This window comes from Syntrophotalea carbinolica DSM 2380 (assembly GCF_000012885.1).
Lineage (GTDB): Bacteria > Desulfobacterota > Desulfuromonadia > Desulfuromonadales > Syntrophotaleaceae > Syntrophotalea > Syntrophotalea carbinolica.
In genome coordinates, this window is sequence record NC_007498.2 from 2654993 (window position 1) to 2680012 (window position 25020).

General features: G+C 56.7%; 23 protein-coding genes. 6 read left to right on the forward strand and 17 right to left on the reverse strand.

The genetic code is table 11. From position 1 onward, the window contains the following. Positions 1-66 precede the first annotated feature (66 nt). The gene (locus PCAR_RS12425) at positions 67-909 is read right to left on the reverse strand and encodes a rhodanese-like domain-containing protein (RefSeq protein WP_011342031.1); all 843 of its coding nucleotides are present in this window, start codon (positions 907-909) and stop codon (positions 67-69) included. Positions 910-929: 20 nt separating this feature from the next. Beyond that, positions 930-2072, reverse strand: coding sequence for an NAD(P)/FAD-dependent oxidoreductase (locus tag PCAR_RS12430; protein ID WP_011342032.1), 1143 nt, complete (start codon positions 2070-2072; stop codon positions 930-932). A 175-nt stretch (positions 2073-2247) separates the two neighbouring features. Between PCAR_RS12430 and PCAR_RS12435 the strand changes: the two genes are divergently transcribed. From PCAR_RS12435 to PCAR_RS12445, 3 genes are read left to right on the forward strand one after another with little or no spacing between them, the layout of a single operon-like run. After that, positions 2248-2832: a LemA family protein gene (locus tag PCAR_RS12435; protein WP_011342033.1), complete on the forward strand. Its 585-nt coding sequence runs from the start codon at positions 2248-2250 to the stop codon at positions 2830-2832. A gap of 1 nt (position 2833) precedes the next feature. After that, positions 2834-3541 carry a TPM domain-containing protein gene (locus tag PCAR_RS12440; protein ID WP_011342034.1) on the forward strand — a complete coding sequence of 236 codons (708 nt, stop codon included), beginning with the start codon at positions 2834-2836 and terminating at the stop codon, positions 3539-3541. 10 nt (positions 3542-3551) lie between these two features. Then, positions 3552-4184: a TPM domain-containing protein gene (locus tag PCAR_RS12445; protein ID WP_011342035.1), complete on the forward strand. Its 633-nt coding sequence runs from the start codon at positions 3552-3554 to the stop codon at positions 4182-4184. Positions 4185-4232: 48 nt separating this feature from the next. On the opposite strand, the gene PCAR_RS12450 is transcribed toward PCAR_RS12445, so the two are convergent. From PCAR_RS12450 to PCAR_RS12480, 7 genes are all read right to left on the reverse strand, one after another. Next, positions 4233-6923: a cation-translocating P-type ATPase gene (locus PCAR_RS12450; protein ID WP_011342036.1), complete on the reverse strand. Its 2691-nt coding sequence runs from the start codon at positions 6921-6923 to the stop codon at positions 4233-4235. Then, on the reverse strand, positions 6920-7753 hold the full coding sequence (locus PCAR_RS12455; RefSeq protein ID WP_011342037.1) for a universal stress protein: 834 nt from the start codon (positions 7751-7753) through the stop codon (positions 6920-6922). The genes PCAR_RS12450 and PCAR_RS12455 overlap by 4 nt, the downstream gene beginning before the upstream one ends. Before the next feature lie 218 nt (positions 7754-7971). Next, positions 7972-9231, reverse strand: coding sequence for a nucleotidyltransferase (locus tag PCAR_RS12460; protein ID WP_011342038.1), 1260 nt, complete (start codon positions 9229-9231; stop codon positions 7972-7974). 245 nt (positions 9232-9476) lie between these two features. Further along, entirely contained in the window at positions 9477-10172 is a 696-nt protein-coding gene (sfsA, locus tag PCAR_RS12465; RefSeq protein ID WP_011342039.1) for a DNA/RNA nuclease SfsA, read from the reverse strand. After that, the gene (gene serB / locus PCAR_RS12470; RefSeq protein WP_011342040.1) at positions 10169-11365 is read right to left on the reverse strand and encodes a phosphoserine phosphatase SerB; all 1197 of its coding nucleotides are present in this window, start codon (positions 11363-11365) and stop codon (positions 10169-10171) included. Before serB ends, sfsA begins: the two co-directional genes overlap by 4 nt. A gap of 209 nt (positions 11366-11574) precedes the next feature. Further along, a complete protein-coding gene (locus PCAR_RS12475) occupies positions 11575-12810 on the reverse strand; it encodes an FprA family A-type flavoprotein (protein WP_011342041.1) in 1236 nt (411 codons plus the stop codon). Between the two features lie 96 nt (positions 12811-12906). After that, positions 12907-13551 carry an HAD family hydrolase gene (locus PCAR_RS12480; RefSeq protein WP_041531374.1) on the reverse strand — a complete coding sequence of 215 codons (645 nt, stop codon included), beginning with the start codon at positions 13549-13551 and terminating at the stop codon, positions 12907-12909. A 254-nt stretch (positions 13552-13805) separates the two neighbouring features. Here PCAR_RS12480 and PCAR_RS12485 point away from each other — a divergent pair, with 254 nt between their 5' ends. Further along, positions 13806-14144: a 4a-hydroxytetrahydrobiopterin dehydratase gene (locus tag PCAR_RS12485; protein WP_011342043.1), complete on the forward strand. Its 339-nt coding sequence runs from the start codon at positions 13806-13808 to the stop codon at positions 14142-14144. Between the two features lie 152 nt (positions 14145-14296). Here PCAR_RS12485 and PCAR_RS12490 read toward each other — a convergent pair whose 3' ends face one another. From PCAR_RS12490 to PCAR_RS17965, 8 genes are all read right to left on the reverse strand, one after another. Further along, a complete protein-coding gene (locus PCAR_RS12490) occupies positions 14297-15667 on the reverse strand; it encodes a dipeptidase (protein ID WP_011342044.1) in 1371 nt (456 codons plus the stop codon). A gap of 124 nt (positions 15668-15791) precedes the next feature. Then, a complete protein-coding gene (locus tag PCAR_RS12495; protein ID WP_011342045.1) occupies positions 15792-16175 on the reverse strand; it encodes a YajD family HNH nuclease in 384 nt (127 codons plus the stop codon). Between the two features lie 167 nt (positions 16176-16342). Then, positions 16343-16765, reverse strand: coding sequence for a hypothetical protein (locus PCAR_RS12500; protein ID WP_011342046.1), 423 nt, complete (start codon positions 16763-16765; stop codon positions 16343-16345). A 128-nt stretch (positions 16766-16893) separates the two neighbouring features. Continuing rightward, a complete protein-coding gene (locus PCAR_RS12505) occupies positions 16894-17274 on the reverse strand; it encodes a hypothetical protein (RefSeq protein ID WP_011342047.1) in 381 nt (126 codons plus the stop codon). A 2-nt stretch (positions 17275-17276) separates the two neighbouring features. After that, positions 17277-18605 (reverse strand): diguanylate cyclase, encoded by a 1329-nt coding sequence (locus PCAR_RS12510; protein WP_011342048.1) that lies wholly within the window; start codon positions 18603-18605, stop codon positions 17277-17279. A 473-nt stretch (positions 18606-19078) separates the two neighbouring features. Further along, positions 19079-19420, reverse strand: a complete 342-nt coding sequence (locus PCAR_RS12520; RefSeq protein WP_011342050.1) for a cupin domain-containing protein — start codon at positions 19418-19420, stop codon at positions 19079-19081. A gap of 254 nt (positions 19421-19674) precedes the next feature. Beyond that, positions 19675-20100 (reverse strand): acyl-CoA thioesterase, encoded by a 426-nt coding sequence (locus PCAR_RS12525; RefSeq protein WP_011342051.1) that lies wholly within the window; start codon positions 20098-20100, stop codon positions 19675-19677. A 116-nt stretch (positions 20101-20216) separates the two neighbouring features. Beyond that, positions 20217-20891: a DUF3405 domain-containing protein gene (locus PCAR_RS17965; protein WP_158447425.1), complete on the reverse strand. Its 675-nt coding sequence runs from the start codon at positions 20889-20891 to the stop codon at positions 20217-20219. Positions 20892-21461: 570 nt separating this feature from the next. Here PCAR_RS17965 and PCAR_RS12535 point away from each other — a divergent pair. Both PCAR_RS12535 and PCAR_RS12540 read left to right on the forward strand, forming a co-directional pair. Continuing rightward, positions 21462-22700: an NAD(P)-dependent oxidoreductase gene (locus PCAR_RS12535; RefSeq protein WP_011342053.1), complete on the forward strand. Its 1239-nt coding sequence runs from the start codon at positions 21462-21464 to the stop codon at positions 22698-22700. Positions 22701-23347: 647 nt separating this feature from the next. Beyond that, entirely contained in the window at positions 23348-24937 is a 1590-nt protein-coding gene (locus tag PCAR_RS12540; protein ID WP_011342054.1) for a sensor domain-containing diguanylate cyclase, read from the forward strand. The last annotated feature ends 83 nt before the right edge of the window (positions 24938-25020 follow it).

Here is a 25020-nt window from a genome sequence, read left to right on the forward strand (position 1 = left end):
ACCATATTAAAAGCGGGGCAGTAAGACCTCTGCCCCGCTTTGACCTTGCATACCAATATACTTGGGTCAGAGCCCCGCCAGAACCTGGTCAAGGCGATCGCTGAGCTGGCGCAAATGCTGCCGTTCCTGATCGGCCAGGCGTAAAAACACCTCTCGGCTTTTCGGATCGGACATATGGGCATACAGCAGCATATAGCGATCCAGGGCATTGGACTCGAAACTGATGGCCAGTTCCAGAACCTCCTGAACGGGCTTGCCCTGTACAAACTTCAACGCCTGGTCCAGAGTCACGCCGCCCTCCAGCACCGTCTGTTCTCCGCGTTCCTTCAACACCGCTGCGGGCAAATCCTCATGACTGCCGCGAATCCCGGAAAAGAGATTCATCAGACTTTGTTTGTGCTGTTCCTCGACCGCCGCCATACGACCGAAAAATTCGCTTTCGCCGGCCTGGTGGCGCGTATCGGCCAGGGTTGCGTAAAACTGTCGGGTGCCGTCCTCCAGCAGCCAGGCCATGGCGATGTGGTCTTCGGGGGTATGCGCAGGGTCAAACCATACGGCCCCCAGCTCCGGCTCGTTCACCGCCACCAGCCCCTCCCAGGCATTGATGCCGCCGGACATGCTGTAGACCTCCTTGAAGCCCACGTTCTTCAGGGCCGCCGCAGCGGCGCGGCTACGCACCCCGGCCGCACAATAGGTGATGGTCGGCTTCTCCGGGTCGAGTTCCTTGAAACGTTCCTCGATCTGGCGCACGGGAATCAGAATGGCCCCCGGCAGGTGGCCGGCTTCGTATTCTCCCGGCTGACGAACATCCACCAGATTGTAATCCTTGGCCGATTTCCTCTGCAGAAAATCGCGTACCTGCTGCACCGACCAGGTTGAAACCGGTTTGAAATAGTTCAGAATGCTCATACCTTTTCCTCCTGTCGCCATCATGCGTCGAATAGGTTAGCCTTATCGTCCAATTCCCCCGACAACTGGAAACGGTTCATGAAGCGGCGGTCGATCCAATCCTTGAAACGAAACGCCCAGCGCCCATCCAAAGCCAGCGAACCTTTGGCGAAAATGCCGCGCCCATCCCCCATGTTGAGAATCAGAAGATAACTCTTCTGCGGCGAAAAACGCATCAGGGGCTGGTCTTCCAACGCCGCCATCAGGTTGCGGTAGAGTATCGGATTTTCTCGTACCGCATAGACGCCGACCTTGTCCAAAGGCCGTTCCTGAAAGCTGATACAGTCGCCACCGCCAAACAATTCGGGATAGGCGACGGACTGGAGGGATTCATTCACCAGCAGACCGCCATCCGGGCCGACAGGCAATTGCGAAGCTTGGAAGATCCCTGATGGCTGCACCCCCGATGCGCTCAAAGCCAGATCGAAGGTCACTTCGCTATGATCGTCCAGCACGGCACGGCCGTCCCCGGCTGAAAGGACGTGCGTCCCCTCCCGCACGTCGATGCCCCGCCGGGTCAGGGAAGCCAGGGCCAGAGATCGCACTTTATCGGAAAACCGCCCCAATAACCGTTTACCAGCGATCAGGGATATATCGAGCCGTCCCCCCGCTTGATCGGCCAGACGCCATAAATTACCGGCGACTTCAACACCCGCTGCGCCTCCGCCGACCACCAGCACCTTGAGAGCCTGCCGGGGCAACCGCTCAAGCAGCTCCTGGCGAACCGCCAGCAGATTGTGGATAGGCTTGACCGGCAGCACATCGGTACGGGTCGCACCGATCCGCTCCAGCGGCACACCGCTGCCGGTATTGAATGAGGCCACGGAATAGGAAACCTGTTGTCCGGTATCGAGCGACAGCACACGCCGGTCGGCTTCGATCCTCACGACTTCAGCCTCGATGAACTCGCCACCGCGATCCTCGACCATGCGACGCACATGAAATCTGATCTGCCGGGGATGATAGGTGCCACCCAGCATCCCCGGCCCCATGCCCGAATAATAGTGATAAGCGCCGGGACTGATCAGCGTGACGCGGTGTCCGCGACTGACATAATCGGATAGGCGTTGCATAATGGTCATGTGGGCATGGCCGCCTCCCACCAGAACCAGATGTTGTTTCATGAGCACACCTCCTGATATTCAGCATAGAAACAATTGCCGGCATGTCAAATTCCACGCAAAGACCTCTTGGAAGACCGAGTATGCCTTTACAAAAACCTGTCCCTTATTTACCATTGATGAGTCATGCATTTATAAGCGTTCACAAAACTTTTTTCATTTTACAGGAGAACACGTAATGAAGCATCTGATTTTCTTCCTGGTTTTACTGCCCATGGCCCTTAATCTGTCCGGCTGCGGTTACAACCGGATGCAGGAAAATGAAGAAGCGGTAATCGCCGCCTGGGCGGACGTGGAAGCGACCTATCAGCGCCGCGCCGACCTGATTCCCAATCTGGTATCCACGGTCAAGGCCTATGCGGCTCACGAAAAAGAGACCTTGCAGGCTGTAACCGAAGCACGCGCACAGGTCGGCCAGGTTAAAATAAGTGCGGACAAATTGGATGATCCCCAAGCTCTGGCCGGTTTTCAGCAAGCCCAGTCACAGATGAGCGGTGCTCTGTCGCGGCTGCTGGTGGTAGCCGAACGCTACCCGGACCTTAAAGCCAATCAAAACTTCATCGACCTGCAACATCAACTCGAAGGAACGGAGAACCGTATCAACGTTGCCCGGCAGCGCTACAACCGGGCGGTACAGATTTTCAACAGTTCCATCCGTACCTTTCCCAACAACCTGACCAACAAGTACATGCTGCACCTGGAGCGCAAGACCCCCTTCCAGGCCGAGACCGGTGCCAGCCAGGCGCCCAGGGTGAATTTCTGATATGGGCAAACGGATCTTTCTCCTTTTAGGACTGTTGCTGGCAACTGCCATGCCCCTGCAAGCTCTGGAGGTGCCGCCACCATCGGGCTATGTCAACGACCGGGCCGGGTTGCTGTCATCTACCACCAAGCGGCAACTGGACCAGAGCCTACGCGATTTCGAGCGTAGCGACTCGACACAACTGGTGGTACTGACCATCCCTTCCTTGGAGGGAGAGGTATTGGAGGATTACAGCCTCAGAGTCGCCGAAAGTTGGGGCATCGGCCAGCGGGGCAAAGACAATGGCGCGTTGCTGCTCATCGCCCGCGATGATCGCAAAATCCGCATCGAGGTCGGGTACGGTCTGGAAGATCGTCTCACCGATTTGCTGACCGGACGCATCATCGATCAGGAGATCACGCCGCGCTTCCGTAAAGGGGACTATGATGCCGGTATCGTCGCCGGTATGAACGCCATGGCCCAGGCGGTGCGCGGTGCTTACCAGGGCAAACCGGCCAAGAAACGGCGACCCAGCGGGTTCTGGACCTTGCTGCTGTTTTTGGGCCCATGGCTGCTGTTGGCCGGTCCGCGGCGCCGCTCGCACCGCCGCAGCGGCATCTGGTACGGCGGAGGCGGTTTCGGAGGCGGCGGTGGCTTCAGTGGTGGCGGAGGCGGTTTTTCCGGCGGAGGCGGCGGCTTTGGCGGCGGTGGCTCCTCGGGCAGCTGGTAGGAGGAATCCGATGAAATATACAACCGACAATTTTTTCTCAGCGGAGCAGCAGCAACGCATCGAGCAGGCCGTGCAGGCCGCTGAAAAACACACCAGCGGTGAAATCGTGCCGATGCTCGCGCCCTGCGCCTACGACTACCCCCGCGCTGAAATCATCGGCGGCGGTTTTTTCGCCCTGGCAGCGGCCACCACCCTCAGTTGGGGTTTTTTCGGCGAGTCGCTGTGGGTTTTTCTGGCCGCATTTTTATTGCTTTACCTGCCCTGCAAATGGCTGATCCGGTTTTGCCCGCCCCTCAAACGATCCCTCATCACCTCGCAGGAAATGACTGACGAGGTCGCGGAAAAGGCCCTGGTTTCCTTTGTCGAACGGCAACTGCATCACACCCGCGACAATACCGGTATCCTGATCCTCATCTGCCTGTTCGAGCATCGCGTACAGATTCTCGCCGATCGCGGCATCAACGACGCCGTACCGCCCCACACCTGGGACGGCCTGATTGCGGAGATCACCGCCGGCATCCACGAAGGACGCGCCTGCGATGCCTTATGCCAGGCTATCGGCAAATGCGGTGAAATGTTGGCGGAACATTTCCCGGTGAAGGACGATGACACGGACGAATTGCCCAACCTGATTCTGGAATAATACCCCACGCCTCCCCCGGTCAAACGGGGGAGGCTGTTTCCCGCTCGCCTACCGCATCGCCCGCTCCCCCAGCAACCGCTTGCGCACATAATCGAGACCGAAAATAAGCGGAATCCCCAACCAGGCCAGCGCAAACATCCGCCAGGACACCGGACCGGTGCCGAGCACCTTCTGTAACGGAGCGGTGTACAGCAGCGCCCAGCTGAACAGGATTTGAACAAGGATACCGGCCAGCAGCAGACGGTTAACCCACAGCCCCCGATCCAGGCCGGATCGCCTCGCAAAACGCCTGCCGATGAGGTTACCGATCTGCATCAGCAAAATGGTCGACAGGGCGATTCCCGTCGCCGAGCGATAGAGGGGATCGGCTGCCCCCAGATCCTGCCCGTAGTGCCAACCGCCCTGTACCAGCACCAGAAAAAACAGCCCCAACGACCACAACGCCTCGAGCAACCCGAGGAACATATAACTGTGACAGATCAGAGCCGGAGTCAAAAGGCCCTGATCGCGGCGACGCGGCCCATGCTGCATCTCTTCCGGATCGGGCGCCTCCTGGCCCAACGCCATGGAAGGGATGATGTCGGTGCCAAGATCGATGGACAGGATCTGGATAACGGTCAACGCCAGGGGTACCGGCAGCAGGATATAGATAAGATAGGGCAGAATCTCCGGACCGTTGCTGACCAGCACATAGTTGGTGAATTTCTTGATGTTGGCGAACACCGTACGGCCTTCCGCCACCCCGGCGACAATGGAGGCGAAATTGTCGTCCAGCAGAATGATCTGGGCCGAGGCCCGGGCCACGTCGGTGCCGCTGCGCCCCATGGCGATACCGACATCGGCGGCCTTGAGGGCCGGCGCATCGTTGACGCCGTCGCCAGTCATGGCCACCAGCTTGTCCATGGCCTGCAGCGCGGCAACGATTTTCATCTTCTGCTCCGGGGTAGTGCGGGCGAAAATGCGTACGCCGTCCGTCAGCCGGATCATCAGCTCACGCTCTGTGAGTTGCTCCAGCACATCGCCGGTGAGGATCCGGGCACCATCGTTATGTTCGGATACAATGGCGCTTTTACGGGCTACGGCCAGAGCGGTATCGGGATGATCGCCGGTAATCATCAGCACCTCGATACCGGCCTCGTGACAGGTACGCACCGCCGCAGGAACTTCCGGGCGCACCGGGTCTTCGATGCCGAGAAAACCGCCCAGAATCAGCCCCTGTTCCAACTGACCCTGGCTGACTGTCGTCAGATCCGTATCCTCGGGCAGTTCCCGCCAGGCCACGGCGATGACCCGCAAACCGGCTCCGGCCAGCCGCCGCATATGGTCTTCGGCCTGGTTCAGAGCGGCTTCGTCGGCAATCACGGGCTGGCCTCCATCCCCCGACTCCATATGGGTCAGCAGGGGCCGCAGGGCCTCCCAGGCACCTTTGACCGAAAACACCTGGCGTCCGCGCCAGGTAAAAACCCCGCCCGAGCGACGTTTCCCGGCATCGAAAGCAAACCCCTTGTGCAGCGTCTCGCGCACCTCGGACAGGTCCCCTTGGCGTGTTTGATAGGCCAGGGCGATCGCCACATCGAGGGGATCGCCGCTGAGCCCCTTTTCGCTGCGACGCACCGAGGATGCGCCAAGAGCCAGTTCCAGCAACCGTTGCTGGGCCTGCGGATCCTCCGACAGGGTGGCGTCCAAAGGCGAAGACAGGCTGGTGATGCGCAGCTGATTACACGTCAGGGTGCCTGTCTTGTCGGTACAGATCACATGCACCGCCCCAAGTGCCTCCACGGCATTAAGGCCCTTGACCAGCACGTTTTTGTGCGCCATGCGCAGACTGCCCATGGCCAGAGACAGCGTAAAGGTGGGCAACAGGCCCTCGGGTACGTTGGCGGCGATGATGCCCATCATAAACACCAAGTTGACCCACAACGATCGACCGCTGACCACCCCATAGGTAAAAAAGGCCAGCCCCATGGCCACGGCAATGACGGTAAGAACCCTGACCATGTGCGCCGTTTCCCGCTCCAGAGAGGATGGGTTGCGGCGGATGACCTGGGACAAATGCGCCAGTTTGCCGAACTCGGTGCGGATGCCGGTGGCGAACACGACCCCCACGGCCTGTCCCTTGAACACCGAACAACCGGCGAAGGCGATATTGCGACTTTCGATGAGTCGGGCATCCTCAACCACCGCCGTCAGGGCCACCGGCTTGGCCTCTCCCGTCAGCGGAGCATTATTGACCACCAGGTCCTGGCACTCCACCAGTCGGGCGTCGGCCGGGATGCGATCCCCCTCGCCGATGACCAGGACATCGCCGGGCACCAGTTCCTCGGCCAGGATCTCCCGTGTCGCGCCATCTCGAACCACCTGCACACGTTGCGGCAGGAACTGCTGAAGGGCCTGCATGGCCCGTTCGGCCCGGTATTCCTGGATAAAACTGAACAGAGCATTGAGCAACGCCACGCCGGCCAGGGCCCAACCCAGCACGTTCATGCCTTCGCCCGGTTGAATCCGGTCGGCCACGAAACAGATACAGGCGGAAACAAACAACAGGATGGTGAAGAAATTACTGAATTGCCGGGCCAGGGTACGGGGCCATTTCCAACGATCGCGCACCTCGACGGTATTGCGCCCGACCTCCCGCACGCGCTCCTCGACCTCGCCCGGACTAAGGCCTTCTTGCCGACTGCCCAAAAATCCGAAGACTTCCTCAGGGGATAATTGCTGTATCTGCCGCGTATCGCTCATAGGCTTCGATAAATCCCCACATCGCAGGGGGTCCCACGCAGAATCCGCTCCAGGGCATTGCCATGAAGCAACCGATGCCCCAAGGGGCGTTCGGTAGCCCCCAACAACAGCATGCGTACCTTAAGCCGGCTGGCGTGAATCAGAACATGACGCACCCAGTCGTCGCAGATCGAAATCCGCCAGTCGAGGCGGAACGAGCTGTCCCCGCGCCGATGCAGAATCTCCTCGGCAACCCCGGACAGGTAACGTTCTCCGGCCTGACGCATGGCCTCCCGACGCACCATACTCAGATTTGACAGGCGCAAAGGACTGACCTGCATACAGCGCAGCAGAAAGAGTTGATCGACCTCCGGCAGCAACAATCGGAAAAACGGCCAGGCCGCCGCGAATCCGCGCGGATGACCGGCCAGCGGCAGCAACAAGTCCCGCGGCGTGCCGAGCAGACCGGGCTGCACCACCCGCAGGGCCAACACGGGGAAGTGCCCGGTGCGCAACAGCTTCTCCGCGATCGTCCCCGACAGAAAACGACGCTGACGGGAGCGTACGCGGGTGCCGCATACCACAATATTCCCGGGGCCGGTGGGCAGGTGTTTCAATAACGTAAAGTAAACACTTTTTTCCTCAGGCAGGATTTCGGTGAACACTTCGACCCCAAGGGCCTGACTTTCGCGCTCCAGACGTTGCAGTTTGACGAACAGCTGGTCGGGGTTCTGACTCCCATCGCTGACGTGCAACACGGACAAGGAGGTGCCGACATGCGCCGCAAAACGCATGGCGTACCGCGAAACCCAGTCGCCGTTCAATGAACCGTCATAGGCCAGAATAATCATCCCCACTCCCCCTTTGCAGACATCGCCGACGGGACAAACACCGGCTGTAAGTATAACAAGGTTCAAGCAGGGAGCTGGATCGATGCGCTTCGTTCCTCAGCACATCCGGCAGAGTGGGAAAGCGGGGTTGGAAATCGGCAGTGTTTAAGATCGATGCGCTTCGTTCCTCAGCACATCCTACAGGGGGGGGGAAAGCGGGGTTGGAAAGCGGCAGAATTTCAGATGGCGGAATGGATATCGAGGGGGGCTTCAAAAAAATCGCGCTCACGGCTGACGCCGGACCAGCCGGGCAGCAGCAGGGAGTAGTTGCGGGTGGCGCGCAGGTCGAGTTCGAGCATGGCCAAAGCCAGGCGGTAGTCTTCGGACCGGGGGCCGTAGGTGCGTTTGAGCTGGGAGTAGATCCGTGACAGGTTGGTGACCATGGGCAGGCGACGACGCTTGCGGGCCGCGCCAAGAAACGCCCGCCCGCGCGGGCTGCTGCCGAGCAGTCGCAGGTAAAGCGGACCGGCAGCCAGCAGGCTGGCCATCAGGTCGCCACGTACATCGTTAAGAATGTACATCAGGGTCCGCTGAATGCGGGTGCGGGTGAACTGACGTACCTTCACCGCATCCACCAATGCCTGCCAGTCGCGGCTGGTGGCGGCAGCATCGGTCAGACGCGCATCGATGCCGCTTTCGACCTGGTAAAGGCTCTGCAGATAGTCGCGGCCGCGAAAGATCTGCGCCAGCAACAATCGGTGCAGCAAATCCTCATCGGGGAAAAGCCGGTCGGCACGGGCCCCCGCCACCACATCTACAGCCGGTGCCGGCAGCAGCTCATCCACGGTCTCGCCCATAGCCAGTCGTTTTCGGATACCGCTGGCGCTGGCGATGTTGCCGGGCCCCACCGCATCGTCGTGATAACCGGCACCCAGACGCGAAATGGTGAAAGGTTGCATGGCGCTGCCGGTAGCTCGAAGGGCACGCAGATACTCGATACCGAGGATATTGTTGGGTTGGTGCAAAGGCAGAGTGGCGGCGTCGCAACCGGACAGTTCGGCGCAGACCTGACTGCGGGCCGCGGCATAATGCATCCCCCGGCGCAGCAGTGTCGCGGTTCGTTCAGCTACTTGTTCCCCGCATTCTTCAAGCAACTGGGCGCAACGTTGCAAAGCCCCCAGGTCGCCTGATTCGCTGCCGAAACAAAGACTGTCGACACCGAGGGCATCGAGACACTGGACAGCTCCACGGGCAAAATGAGGTGCGCTGGCACACGCGAAAGGAAATGGCAGTTCGACAACCACATCGACGCCACAGCGCAACGCCATTTCAGCGCGCCGCCATTTGTCGAGCAAGGCCGGCTCACCGCGCTGCAGGAAGTGCCCGCTCATGACCGCCACTGCCACCTCGGCCCCAGCAGCCTCGCGGCTGGCGCGCAGATGATGCAGATGACCGTTGTGAAAGGGATTGTATTCGGTGATCAGGCCGACCGCGCGCATGGCGGGGCTCCTTAAGATTCTGAAGGGTGAGTACTAAAAAGAACCAGGTGCTAACTTACCCTTGTTGCAAGGTTTCTTTGGGATGCAGTTGAAGCAGAAGACAACTCATGGAGAGCCAATAAAGCATGAACAGCGGAGCACGCAGAGACCGCAGAGAAAATCAAATTGTTTAATGCAAAACTTTATGAATATCTCCGCGTTCTCTGTGGGCTCTGCGGTAAAAACTCTCTACCCGCACTTAAACCTCAATCGAGCCATACCGGCAGGCGGCGGTCGATGAAGGTTTGCGTCGGTGAGATACGGGTGCGATAGGCCAAAGCTTCTACCCCCTCGGATACCGCCTGGCGCAGCAAGCGTCCGTATTCGGGATCGATCGTGTCGGCAGGCCTGAAGGCGGTCGCCTCGCCGCGCTGCACAACGAAAAGTATCGCCGCGCGCATCCCCGCCCGACGAGCGTCCATCAAAGTGCGGAGATGCTTCTGACCGCGCGTGGTGACCGCATCTGGAAAACAAGCGCATTGTCCATCGCACAACAGGGTAACGTTTTTGACCTCCACCAGGGCCTGACGATCGTTTTGCTGCAGCAAAAAATCGATCCGACTGTCACCGTAAGTATGCTCCGGCGTCACCTGCCAGCCGGTGAATTCCAGGACCGCTCCGCCGCGCAGCGCCTCCTCGGCTACCCGGTTGGTGCGATGGGTATGGGTGTCGACCCAGAACCCCGCCACTTCAATGAGTTCCAGGGTGTAGGCCAGCTTGCGTTTGGGGTTGTCGCTGCGCGAGATCAACACCCGATGCCCGGGCACGGCACACTGCAACATACTGCCGGTATTGGGTGTATGCGCCGTCACCAGCGATCCATCGGCCAGTTCCACATCGGCCAGAAAGCGCTTGTAGCGGCGCACCAGTCGCCCCTCGATCAGCGGCGCGGGGAGCTTCACGCCTCCAGCTCCGCCATTTCCCACTCGGCGATACCGAGCAGATAGAGAATCGAATCGAGACTCGGCTGATTGATCCGATACTGGGCCTGCTCCCGCACCCGGGCCTTGGCATTGAAAGCCACGCCCAAACCGGCCTTGCCGATCATGGGCAGGTCGTTGGCGCCATCGCCGATGGCGATGACCTGACTCAGGGCAATCCCCTCGCGCCGGGCGATCTCCTCCAGCAGTTCGGCCTTGCGTTGTCCATCGACGATGGTTCCACGCACCTCACCGGTCACCTGACCGTTTTCGATGGCAAGGTCGTTGGCGTAGGCATAGTCGAGACCGAGTTCCTCTTTGAGGCGGTCGGTAAAGAAGCTGAAACCGCCGGAAATCACCGCGGTCTTAAAACCGAGCTGGCGCAAAACGCGGATCAGATTTTTGGCTCCGGGGGTAAAGGGCAAGGCGCGATAGACTTCCTCCAGGGCCTCACTCGAAAGCCCTTTGAGCAGCCCCACCCGTTCGCGCAGAGCCTGCTGAAAATCGAGTTCGCCATTCATGGCCCGATGGGTGATATCCGCCACCTGCTCACCGATGCCGGCCAGCCGCGCCAACTCGTCGATTACTTCGACCTGAATCAGGGTCGAATCCATATCGAGCACCACCAGCCGCTTGGCACGGCGGTGCAGGTTTTCCTTCTGCAGGGCGATATCGATGCCGAGACCGACGCCGGCGTTGAGCAACTCGCTCGTCAGCTCCTTGATGTCGAGGCTCGGGGGCACATTGATGACAAGTTCGACACAGCGCAATTGTCCACGGGTCAACTTGTTGATACGCTGGATGTTGACCTGCGCAGCGGCCAGGGTGGCACCGATGCGGGTCAGCACTTCGGCGTTGACCTCCGAGCCGAGCATGGTCAGGACATACATGCAACCGGGCTCGCGCAAACGATAGGATTCCGGGTCGACCGGTTCGAAGTCGAGATCGAGCCCGAGTTCCTTGGCGCGAAACAGCAACTCCTTGAGCAACGGCTTCTGGTCGCGCATGCCGTCGGGCAAATCGATAAGCACCGACAGAGAAACCATGGTATGCGCCACACTCTGCTCGATATCGCGAATGCGCGCACCCGCTTCGGCAATACATCCGGCCACGGCTGAAATGATACCGGCCTGATCCGGACCGGTCATGGTGACCAGCACCATTTTATCTTCCATGAGAGAACCTCGTTTATGGGTAAAAAGGGGGTTATTCTAACCCCAAACGTCGAAGGCGACAACCCCCTGCATGCCCCAACGTCATGGATTCATCAGCAAAAATGCCACGCCGTCGTCCCTGTGACGCTCTGACAAAACCGGACGCCGCCCAGAGCCACATCCGTAAACGATTCGACATCCCCCGTTGCCCACGCCCTCAGGATCGGGGATCAGACATCCGCCAAGGCGGTTTCCCGAACCTGTCTCGCCAGTTCTCCACCGCGTTGACGAATGAGCTTCAGATCCTCTGCACCGGGTGCCCCCCGAAACTCCACCGGTTCCAGAAAATTCCAGCCCATCTTCTGACGCGCAACGATTTCGTCCAGCTCCCGCTGCGCACCTCCGGACCAGCCGAAACTACCCGTTCGCAATGCCAGTTTGCCTTTGACCTGTTTACGGCCGAGTTCGTCCAAAATGGCGGCCATGGGAGGGAACATCTGGAATTCGTAGGTAGGCATGGCCAAAGCGATGCCCGTCGACTCCCACGCCGAGGCCAGGATATCGCCGATGTGACTCTGCGGTACCTGATAAACCACCGACTCGACGCCTTCGTCGGCGATCCCTTCGAGCAGCGGCGTCACGATCTTTTCCGTATTGCCGTACATACTGCCCCAAAGCACCGTCACCAAAGGCTTGGCCGGTCCCTTGGCATAGGCTGCAAGACGCTCGTAAAGGCGGATAACCCGCTCCGGATCCTGTCGCCAGACCGGCCCGTGACCTGGAGCGATGATGCGCACATCCAGGTTTCGGACCTTGGCAATCGCCTTGTTCACCGCCATGGAAAAACGCCCCACGATATTGGCGTAATAACGCAACGCCTCCCGCTCGTAGAACGCCAACTGCGACGCATCGAGCTGATCGTCGTAAGACGATTCATCCACCGCGCCGAAAGTGCCGAAAGCATCGCAGCAGAAAAGGCAGCCGGTGGTCGGCTCTAAAGTGACCATCGTATCCGGCCAGTGAACGTTGGGGGTCTCTTCGAATACCAGTTGCTTGCCATCGCCAAGATCGACGCTATCGCCTGACTTGACCACCCGGTAAGGCACATCCAGAGGGTAGAAAGCTTTGGCCAATTCCAGCCCCTTGGCCGTGATGAGCACCTCGAAATCGCGGGTCATGGCCGCGAAGGACCGAAGCCAACCGGTGTGGTCCGGCTCTGTATGATTGATGACGACGTAGCGGATATCCTCCACCTTGACCCCGACCTGAGCAAACTGGGCATACAGAGTTTCGGGCACCCCGTCCCAGGCACCAACGCCGTCGATAATGGCCACATCCCGCCCCTTGACCAGATAGGAATTCATCGAGGCGCCGTGCGGCAACGGCCAGATCCCCTCGAAAAGCATATCGGAACCGATATTGGCGGAAAGACGGAAAATACCGTCGGCAACTTCGCTTGCTTTCATGCCATCCTCCTTGTTGAGCGGAATATTAAAAAACAAACGTGCAGAGAGTAAAACGGATCGGGAAAGCCCAGCCATGCTGCTTTACCGAGCAAACGATCACGCCAGCGGGCCGGGAAAACGCAAGTCAGCTGGGGTTTCCAGTAAAAAATCCGGACACGCAGCGATGAGTTCTTCACGCGAACCGTAACCCCAGAGAACAGCCACCGACAGCAAACCGTTAGCCCGAGCGGCATGGACATCGACAGCACGATCTCCGATCATCGCAGCGGAGCGCGGTATCGTACCTGCGGCAAGCAGCTCGGCTAGTTGTTGCTCCTTTTTCACGCCGACATCGCCGCCACTGATGAAGCCAAAATATCGACGGATACCGAAATTCTCAAGAATCTTCTGCGCAAAATCGGCGCGTTTCGAGGTACAGAGACCGATACCGAATCCCCGGTTCGACAGTTCGACCAGCGCCTCCAGTATGCCGGAGTAGAGGCGGTTCTCCCCGTATCCGGCTCCGGCATAGCGTTCACGGTACCTGGCCACCAGGGCGGCGATGTGTGCCCGGTTTGACGTGCCGACGATAGTCCTGAACACTTCATCGAGAGGCGGCCCGATATATTGACCTACCTGTTCATGGGAAACAGGGGGATATCCAAAGCTTTGAAGGGCATGGTTCAGGGAGCGCAAGATACCGAAAGCCGGGTCACTGATCGTGCCGTCGAGATCAAAGACGAGAACGTTATCGGTCAACATGGATTTAACCTGACAAGTCACCTCACATCCCCCTTGCAGACAGTACGAGTTACCACCATATACGCAGAGACAAAGCCCGGGCTCATTTTCGAGCGGAGGCTCGCATCGGTAAAATCTACCTCTTTTGAAAGAACAGGGCAATGGCTTAGACACGACTCGTTGACATATCTTCATCTTGCAGGTTGTGTATCCAACATGGTTTTCTATAGTTGAACTATCACCGTTCGCGAATCCAGAAACCAAAGGAGCCAAGCATGGAACGATTATCGGAACAAACCTGCGAGATCTGTCGCGTTGGCGCGCCGTTGGCAACGGCGGAGGAAATCGCAGGTTTCCGCTCGCAGATTCCCGACTGGCAGATCCTGACCATCGATGGCGTCCAGCGCCTAAGCCGAACCTACCGCTTCCGCAATTTTGCCGAGGCCCTGGAGTTTACCAACCGGGTCGGCGCGCTGGCGGAAACTGAGGGACATCACCCGGCGATTGTCACCGCATGGGGTGAGGTAACGGTGCAGTGGTGGACGCACAAGATCAAGGGACTGCACCGCAACGATTTGATCATGGCGGCCAAGACCGACGCCCTGCTGGAATAATCCCTTTGCGCCATCCCATCGGTTTCCGTACCGTTCCTGCCATAAACGAAAAGGCAGCCCGCGGGCTGCCTTTTCGTATAATCCATTGTCTTGCCGGTAGCCCCGCGTCAATCTCGGCAGGCCTCTCCATCCGCAGTCGATAGCCTCGGGCATTAACGTCTGATCCGCCCCAGGAAATCGGCCACCGTGGCCATGCCCCGGTCAAACTGGGCCAGACTGAATTTTTCATTCGGCGCATGCAGGGCATCGTCCGGCAGACCGAAACCCATCAACACCACCGGTACGTTGAGCACCTGATCCAGCAACGCAGCCACCGGAATCGATCCACCCTCCCGCATGAATACGGGCGTAACCCCATAGGTGGCTTGCAGCGCCGAGGTAGCCGCCCTAATAAAAAGATTATCCGGCGCCACCACCATGCCCTCTCCACCGCCCAGGTGACGGACCTCGACGCGATGCCCGTCCGGAGTATTACGGTGCACGGCTCGTTCCAACCAATCAAATACCTGATCCGGCTTCAAACCCGCCGGCAGCCGCAGGCTGACTTTGGCCACCGCCTCGGCTGGGATGACAGTCTTGGCCCCCTCGCCGGTAAAACCGCCGCGGATGCCATGCACCTCCAGGGTCGGTCGCGCGCCGAGCCGCTCCAGCGGCGGGAAGGCCGCTTCTCCGACCAGCGCATCCACCCCCATTTCATGGCGCAACAGCCCGGCCAGATTCAGCGGATCTGTATCCCAGAAGCGTTTTTCAACGGCAGGGGGCGACGGCGTTGCCGCCTCAAGTTCGGGGATGCGGATCACCCCGTCCTCGCCTTTGAGACGGCTGAGCAAAAGGCACAGAGCGTGGATAGGATTGGGGGCGACGCCGCCAAAGCTGCCGGAGTGCAGATCCCGCCGCGCACCGTACATGGCAATCTCGGCGTACACAAGCCCGCGCAGACCGGTGATCAGCGACGGCTGCGTTTCGCTGATCATAGAGGTATCGCAGATCAGCGCGGCGTCGGCCTCGAGGCGCTCCGGGTTGGCTCGCACATAGGCATCGATGGACTCACCGCTGGCTTCTTCCTCACCCTCCAGAAGGAGTTTTACATTGACCGGCAGGCCGCCGCCCGCCCGCGCCCAGGCCTCCAGCGCAGCCAGCACCAACATGACCTGCCCCTTGTCATCCACAACCCCGCGGGCATAGAGATTGCCGTTGCGGACGGTGGGCTCAAAAGGCGGGCTTTGCCATTCTTCCAGCGGCTCGGCCGGTTGCACATCATAGTGCCCATAGACCAGCAGGGTCGGTTGATCGGGGTGGGCAAGCCATTCGGCATAAACCAGAGGATGGCCGTCGGTCGAAATCGTCTCGACCTTGGGAAAACCGATGTCCGCCAGTTTCTGGTGCGCCCACACCGCGGCCCGCCGCACATCCTCGGCCCGTTCGGCATAGCTGCTGACACTCGGAATCCGCAACCAGCTTGTCAATTCCTCCACCAAGCGGTCATGGTTATCTTTTAGATAGGCCTGAACTGTACCGAGCATTGCATCCCCTCCCGTCTCGTGACCTACTGGGGTCGTCATATCGCAGAAACTTCCGTGCTTATGGTCCGGAACGGCAGGCTTTTCAAGCGGCCCATCCCACGCGCCGGCCGGTTTTACAAAGGCATCATCTGGACTTTTTCATTCGGGATCCAAGCGCTGCAAAGGGGGAATGTGCCAGGGATGGACGGCTCGCAGCAGCGGACGGGGCTTCTTCGCAGCGGGTTTCCTGCACGCCCCGGGTATGCTCGTGATCGTGGCAGTAAATACAGAGCAACTCCCAGTTGCTGCCGTCGGGCGGGTTATTGTCGTGGTTGTGATCTTTGTGGTGAACCGTAAGCTCGCGCAGCTTTTTGCCCTCGAATTCACGACCGCAGCGACCACATACCGGCGGAAAAAGTTTCAGCGCCTGTTCTCTGTACCCCGCTTGGCGCTCCTGCTGTTCCCGGCGCATTTCGGCCACCATGCGATCCTGCTGTTCGGCATTCGTTTTCTTAATTGAATCCTTCATAAGACCTCTTTAAACGGTAAATCATGCATGATGGGGGCGACAAGCCTGGCGTATCCTACGGGTTAATGCCTGCGCAATGCCACCCGGCTTTTTGCAATCTGCTCCCTGGCCAAAGGCCCACACCCGGACACCGGACAAAAAAAACGAGCCCAGGCAAAGCGGCCGGATCAGCTTAACGTATCGGAGTTCAGCACTCCGGTCTGATGACGGGAGAACAATGCCTTCACCGATTCCCTCGACAGAACCACCAGGGTAAAAACTCCGAGCACGGTGCCAAACGGCATAACGATACACTCGATACCGGCCACCACAAGACAAAAGGTGTAGGAGGTGCGTTTTTTCAGTTTGCGCCCCGTGGCGACAATGAAACCGGCAAGGGTCCATCCGGCAAGAACCACAATGGACGGCAGCAGGATAAACATCCAGGCCATAAATCGTGGCGGCGCATCGTCACCGTCGAAGGCACCGCAAAGCATGGCAACCCCCATGGCGACATGCATCAGAAACACGCATGAAAAAAGCGCTGTCAAGCCACCGACCACATAGTGAAAAACTGAAAGTAAATCCAGATGCTGTTCATCCTGATTCATCATGGTCTCCATTCGCTCAAGGCCGTCAAGTCATACACCGACCATACAATAATCTGTCACAAAGGACACAAGATCCCGAATCCCCCTGACAGGGCCTTCGGTTCGCGCCCCTCGCAGAATCGTTCAGATCACCCCCCGCGCCGTTCCAAATCGATCAGGAGCTGCTTGAGTTTTTGACGATCGGCTTCCAGCGAGTCTATTTTTCGATGCAGGACTTTATTCTCGCGGCGATAGAAATTTTTGGCCCGCTTCAATCGGTCGATGCTCTTCTGCTGCTTGTGAGTGGTCTCCAGCAGTTCGCTGACAGTCCGGGCCTGGTTGGTCCAGGGACTCTCGGGATGGCTTTGCTGCAGGCTGGCGAAAGCGGCAGGCGGATCCCCCTGGAGGTCCAGGTCGGTCATCCCCTGAACAAAGAGTTGTTGGTCGTCAGGAGTTAAAAAAGCGGGCAAGGGCCGGGATGCGCACCCGCAGAGGAAAAAGATGAGAAAAAGATAGAATAAAAAGCGCATGTTCAACGTTTCTCTCGGCGGTCGATGAGGTAATTGCTGCCCGGCAGCTTTTTGAGATACTCTTTCATCTTGGCGCATTCGCGGCCGATGGCCTCGGCGGAAGGATTGCGCAGATTATCCGAGCAGACAATGGCCACGGACATGGACAGCAGGGGAAACTCCCGTTCCACCCCGTAGCGATCCTGTCCTTTGAAATAACCGACTTTACGGTCCTCCTCGGTATAGAACCCGGGCACCATCATGTCAAATTGCTTGATCATCTCCGCGGCGAGCGGTTCAGCCCGGTCGGGGGTACTCAAAATCACGTAATCATCGCCGCCGACATGGCCGATCAAGTCCTGATCGTTACCGAGACGGGCTGCCACGGCTTTGACCATGATGCCGACCTTGGCGATAATATCGCTGCCCGCGTGGTAACCATAGCGGTCATTATAGGCTTTGAAATAATCGAGATCCACGTAGATGTGGGCAAACGGACGGCCACTGGCAATCCGGCCCTCCAACTCCCGTTCGATGGTGAGATTGCCGGGAAGACGGGTAAGCGGATTGGCATCCAGGTTAAACGTCTGCAGTTCGTTGAGTTTCTTCTCCATTTCGGCGAAATCCAGAGCCAACCGCCCGAATTCGTCCTCGTCGTTCAACCCCACGGGATGGTTGAAACTCCCGGATGCGACAGCCCGGGTCGCCTCGGTCAATCTGGCGATGGAGCGATGAAACTTGACAATAATAGCTGCTGCCACCGAAGCGGCCAAGCCGATCCCGGCGAAGGCCAGAGCCAGAGTAAGACGGAAAGCGTTGCTGCTCTTCTCGGAGAAGGTATGCAGGGTTTGATCCATGAGATCTTCCTGCCGCAACCGAAACTGCTGAAGCTTTTGGAACAATTGCTCGCGCAACGGCGAGATAATCTTGGAGGAAAGCTGCTCGGCCTTATCCCAGGCATGCTCCTCCAGCAAAGCCCGCTCTTCAACCCGGGGCCCCGTCAAGGCAGTATACACATGCTCGACCTCATCGAAACGCCCCTGCAACGGAATAGCCGCCAAGCGTCTGAAGATTGAATCAAGCTCCTCCTGCCGTGCATCCAACAGCGGCAGCATGGCTGCATCCCGCAGGATGAGGGTTTGCTTTTCCAGGCGCTCATCATCCAGCAGACTTCGGGCAAAATCCCGCGCCAGGACCACCGCCCGGAATTCATGGACAACCAGACTCTCGGAACGTTGCGTCAGACTATTAAGCGCTGTAAGTGCATAAACAATAGCCGCCAGGCAGAAAACCACAACCAGCAGATATCCAGCTGCAATTTTTTGGGCTACGGAAAAACGTATCAACGGCATGGCCACCCTTATCTGAATAAAATCTCCAACTCAGTAGAACCGCATTCAAGGTTCAGGCCAAGAACCTTTATTCACATGGAACCCCCATGCAGGCAGGCGGTCACGGATCCCCGGCGACATCCTGGTATGTCTCTGGTCAGGATTCTGAAAGCGCCGCCCCCCCGTGTCTCACCGTGCGCAAAATCGCAACGATCCGCTCCACTCTCAGCCCCGGTCTACAGCCATAGAGGACAGGCAGGCAAATCGAAACAGCTTTGGCAACATGGCCGGGCAACCCGCCAAACCACCAAGGCAGATCCGCCAGAACGCCAGCTTCGATGTTTTGTGTTGACGGCATTCAGAAAGCAGCCGGCATTCCGACTTTGTTTAAATATAGTTTTTTCTCGGCAACCCCGCAACGGACAAGCTAAATTTCAGCCTGTCTCCCCTCCCCGTTACGACAAAACACATAGACAACGCCGGCGCCGATTCCCCTAGGAGTCTGCCGGACTATGCTGGTGGCCATAAAAAACGGCCAACCAGATCGTTACCCCTTCCTTCTCGGTCCACAATACCTTGTGTTTGCAATGTGCAGGGATATCGAGGTAATCGCCTTTGTTCAGGACGACCTGCCTGCCGTCCTCAAACAGGATCGAACCGGCCCCCTCAAGCACCACCACCCATTCATTTTCATCCTGATCGTACCAGCCGACCTCGGGGGAAGAATGACCTTGGGAAATGATCCTTTCGATCCGCACATGGGAGGTGCGCACGATGTCCTCGAATATTTCGTTTGAAACCTCTGCCGGTAATGCATCAAATATATTACCTGTCATGTTCCGACCTTCAGCCCCCTTTCGAGGAAAGCTTTAAAATAGGATAACGTCATGTACTTTTCGCTTTTTCGAAACTGAAAAGAACCAGTGCTCCGAAACTCGAGAAGACTCTCGAAACAGCCATTGGCGATCGCTATCGATGTCATATCCTCTGTCGAAACATCGCTGAGTGAACCGTACCTGGCCGGAGTTTCGGTGCACCGCATCAGAGGTGTGACCGAAAAGCCTCGGCGCTGAACCTTTTCAGTTGAACGTTACGGTTCATCGTCAACCGACACAATAGAAAACAAGTTCATCACCTCATCATGAATCGTGCAGGGTCGTCCCGTTTTGGCGCTCACGTACACCCATTTCGTTTCCGCCTGGGCTAAAACCTTCTGATCGCGCGTGCGCAACCACTTGTATTTGCGCAATGAACTGGACCGTTTGAGGTCAGAAACCCAGGTGAGCAAATCGATCCGATCGCCGGCGAAGGCCGGACTGCGATACTCGATATAGTGAGAGCGGGCGACCCAGAGGGTGCCGAGTTTCCGGTACAGGTCGCTGTTGCATCCCAGAGCGTTGGAATGCTCAAGCGCGACGTCTTGCATCCACTGGACATAGACCACGTTGTTGACGTGGCCATTTTCGTCAAGAGCCTCTTCGGGCACGGTGAATTGATGATGAAAGATTTTCAGCATTCTCTGAGCTTTCTTTGTATGTGGCCACGACAAGAAAGGTACAACCTCCCCAACCCACTCGGTCAAAAAACTCGAGCTCCAAATTTGGGGAAAAGCATGGATGCGGACATTTACACTCAGCTGCTGTCCGCTGGTCGTTTGACGGGATGGTACAGTTTATTCCATCTCCAGCCCGGTCTGGTGAAGGATGGCCGGAATCGCATGGTTCCTTTTTTCAACCGACCTCGACGACTCTCCGGGCTATCGATATAAAACCTGTTCCTATCGCCTTTTTTCACAAAAGAGCCCGTTCCCCCGATATCCTGCAACTGGTAACCGTTATGAAAAAGCAGGGTGGGCACCAGCTCTTCATAATGTCCGGTCCACTGCTCCCGATGCATGCGATCGATAAAATCCAAAGCGTTAGCTGAGATGCGATAGATAGGATTGAAGCTCCGATACCTCTGCTGCAAAGGGATCTCTTTGTCCGGATGCCGCAGTTTCCACCAACACCAGTCCGGCTCTTCATGATAGTTACGGATATGGCAGGTCAAAAGGTCGGCCTGGCTCGCTTGATAGTATGTGAAAAACTTTTCCCAGTTGCCGCGAAAACGCACATCGTATTCAATGACCCAATAGAAAGCGTACTCGGGATATTGGCGTCTGAAAGCCATGACCGGAAAATGGCCACTGCCGGGAACGATGGTTTCGCTGAGCATCGGAAAACCGATTTCTTCAAGATCCCGGTCCGTAAACTTGTGAATATTGCCGGTGAACGATGGCTGCTTGTGCCCATGACAATGAAACAGCATGAACACCTCGCTACCTTCGGGGACCGCTTTCTTTATTCTGGAAAGCTCGGCATTACTTTGCCTATCCGTCAAATGCGTTAAAAACAAGAAGACCTGTTTCGGCATACCTATATCTCTGATTCATTTGGTGAGCGGCGCTTTGAAGTCATCGCCCAAGTGGGTAATATCATAATTTCAGCAACCGTGCGGGGCCTGACAACGATCCAAGATTCAACTAATAAGTACAAGCAAACAAAGGCTTTTGTCAAACCTTCCCATATCGGATTCGACCTTCACCGGGCGGGGACGCCCCCGCAGTCTTGAACGAAAGCAAAGGCCTTAACTTCGCCGACCCGGCCGGCAGACGAAACAAGCGGAATACTGAGCGCAGCGCATCTCGTAGGCCCCCAAAGTACGGAGGAGGGGCGATTCAACGCCTGTGTGTAGACTTGCCCGGCGATTCTGTGGAATACTGGTGGTTCGTCCTGCAAACGAAAACGACGTGAAACCATGGCGGGGGCACCATCCCCCTGTGCCCTGTTCATCACCCGTGGAGCCGCAAAGGCTGCCATATGTTGGGAGTACGTCAGTATGGGAAAGCATATCATCGAAGAGGCAAGGCGCTGTCTGCAATGTAAAAAGCCTCTTTGTACAAAAGGGTGCCCAAACCAAACCGCCATTAGCGACATGGTCCGCCTGTTTCTCGACGGAAAGATGAAAGAAGCCGGCAAGATGCTGTTTGAGAACAACCCGCTGTCGGTCATCTGTTCCAGCATCTGTCCGCACGAGAATTTTTGCGAAGGGCATTGTGTGCTTGGCCGTAATGGCGCCCCCGTGCAAATCAGTGACATCGAGCACTACATCTCCAGCTACTACCTGGACCAGTATGTGCCGGAGAAACCGGCCCTTCGCCGTGACGGACGCATAGCCATTATCGGTTCCGGCCCATCCGGTCTCACCGTCGCCTTTATCCTTGCAGCCAACGGCTACGAGGTGACGATTTTTGAATCCAAGGACAAAATCGGCGGTGTCCTCCGATACGGCATCCCCGATTTTCGTCTGCCCAAGGATCTGCTGGATAAATTGAAGAAACGGTTGCTGGCCCTGGGCGTCAAGTTTCGCCCCAATATGCTTGTCGGCCCCATCATCACCCTTGACGACCTGCTCAATGATGCCTACGCCGCCGTATTTATCGGCACCGGAGTGTGGAACCCTCGCCCGTTGCGCATTAAAGGCGAAACCCTCGGCCATGTGCACTACGCCATCAACTACCTCAAAAGCCCCGAAGCCTATGAACTCGGAAAAAAGGTCGCCGTCATCGGCGCAGGCAACGTCGCCATGGATGCCGCCCGAACCGCCCTGCGCAACGGAGCGACCGAGGTGAGCATACTTTATCGTCGCGGAGAGGAAGCCATGTCCGCCACGCGGCATGATTACGACTACGCCCGCATTGAAGGCGTTGCGTTTTCCTTTTTCCATGCCCCCGTGGAGATTACCGACAACGGCGTGCGGTGCGTGCGAACCGAGCTTGTGGAAACCGAAGATGGCAAAACGAGCCTTCGTACCATCGAAGGGTCGGAACTGTTTGTTCAAGCCGATTCCGTCATTATTGCGGTGAGTCAGGCCCCCAGAAGTAATCTCAAGGGCATCGAAATCGGCAAAAGCGGGCTGGTGATTACCGACGAGGTGGGCCGTACCACGCGCGAAGGCATTTTCGCGTCCGGCGATGTGGTAACCGGCGCAAAAACCGTTGCCGAGGCGGTGAGCTTCTCGAAACAGTCTGCGGCGGCGATTATGGAATATTTAGAGAACCGTCGAACTCAGGCATGAATCTACTGCGAGAACGGTAACGAGGCCCATATTAACGAAAATCCTTGCCCCGTTCTGCCTTCCCTGCCATTCATCAGGGGCCTCTTTTTTTGCCGATAGAGAAGTAAAGCCAAACCCAAAAATAAAAAGAAAGCTCATTGACTGCAAAAATTTAAAGTTTAACTTGGCCCGACTACGCTCCCTTCGAAAACAGCCATCCCGTAAAACACATCCATTCCATTCCTCTACATAAGTCAAGCCAAGACTTGCCCCTTTCCCTATTCCTTCTGTTGCGAAAAATAGCCGACATGTGGCATGCCCCACAAGCGGGACATGATTTTCATCTGATGCCACAGTTTGTGTACGAGTCCTAACGAGGCCTTTTATCAGAAGTTACCATCCGGATTCTTTTCACGCCAACGCCCCTAAATAAGCAGGCTTGCTATCTAGCATTATTTTTTGGGAATTTTCACACACCTATCATTCTGCTCAGGAAATAAACATAAACAGGCTGCTAAAACATCACTTAACAGGTGAATTGGAACAACTGACATAATGTTTTCGGCATAACTGTTGCGTTATTCAAATCCGAGATCTTTTGCATGTTGTATTTTGTCTTGCTGACGCGCCAAAGCTGTCCTTTCGCTTAAATTACCGAGGAATTAACCATGTATCATCGGTTACTCAATATCTTTATTGTTTCACAGGATTCTCAAATTGAAACGCTTCTCCAAGGGGTGCAACCCGAGGAAAGGTTTTCCCATCGGTTTCTTTGCTCACCCAATATTGATGAAACCGACTTGAACGACTATGCGATCATTGTCCTCGATTTTCAAACCGTTGCAGCAGAATCCCTGGAGCCTATTAAGTCAATCAAAGCAGACCGGGTTGTCGTGATAGGTTGCTTTACTTCCGATAGCTTTCCTGTTCTGGCAGAGAATTACCACCTCTTTGACCAGGTCTGGGTCAAGCCTTTTGCCGAAGATAAAGTCCAGGCCTCCTTCGCCGGGATTTTAAGGCATCTCAAAGAACGGGACGAGACCATCCTTGGCCAAAAATATCTGGATACCCTGATAGACAGTCTGCCCGATCTGATTTGGTTCAAAGATGCACGGGGGGCCCACCTGAAAGTCAACGACAGTTTCTGCCGTACCGTCAATAAGACCAAGGCTCAGATAGAAGGCCGCGGGCATTATTACATCTGGGATCTTGAACCTGATGAATACGCCCAGGGGGAATATATTTGCCTGGAGTCTGAAGAGATTGTCCTCAACAAGAAGGAAACCTGCCTGTTTGATGAAACGGTGAAATGCGGCGATGAACTTCGAAAGTTCAAAACCTATAAATCACCGATCTTTGACACCGATGGCGAGGTTATCGGCACGGTTGGGTTCGCCCACGATGTGACCGACCTGCAGAACTTGCTGATCGAGTTGAATATTTTGATTGAGGGGCTGCCTTTTGCCGTCATGGTGACCGACAAAGACAGGAATATTACGAGTGTCAACCAAAAATGTATCGACATCTTCTCTCTTGATCGCACCGAGTTTGTCGGCGAAAAAGTCGATTTTTTGATCGATGAATCCAAATCATTCACTCGCAGTAAAAAATGGATTATCGAAAAAGAAAAAGAAGGGACGTTGCTCCTTTCAAAGAATAAAGTTCTGAAAATCCATGATGAAAAGCTACTGGATACTTTTGGCGTACTGGCCGGTCATGTGTACCTTTTTGTGGATATTACTCTTGAGCACCAATACAAAAACAAACTGCTAATCGATGCCCACACCGATTATTTGACCAAATTGAATAACAGGCGCAGTCTTCAGGATTTTATGCGGAAAACCCCTTGTCAACCGGGTACGGCACTGTTGCTCGTGGATCTCGATAACTTCAAGGAAGTCAATGATGAGCATGGTCACGACGAAGGAGACAGAGTGCTGATCGCCTTTTCCGACTTGCTGCAGCAGCTGTTTCCCGCTGAAAATCTCTTTCGGCTTGGCGGCGATGAGTTTGCCATCATTATTCCTCAGGTGAAAGGTGCGGACAGGCCGGAACAGTGCGCCGAGCAACTGCTGACAGGATTTGGAGATAAAGTTGCCCGGAAGTTCCCGCATACCAAAATTTCTGTCAGTATCGGGATTGCCATGGATGTCGATGATGGGGACTTCGGAGAATTGTTCAAAAAAGCGGATATGGCGCTGTATGACTCAAAAAAAGCGGGAAAAAGTGCCTTCACCCTTGGAGCAAATAGCCTGTGATTCGCTGTCTGCCTTTTTGCTGAGACTTCCTCGATGAGCAAAAAATTCCGAGAAACGGCCCCAGGGCCATACGTTCCTTGCCA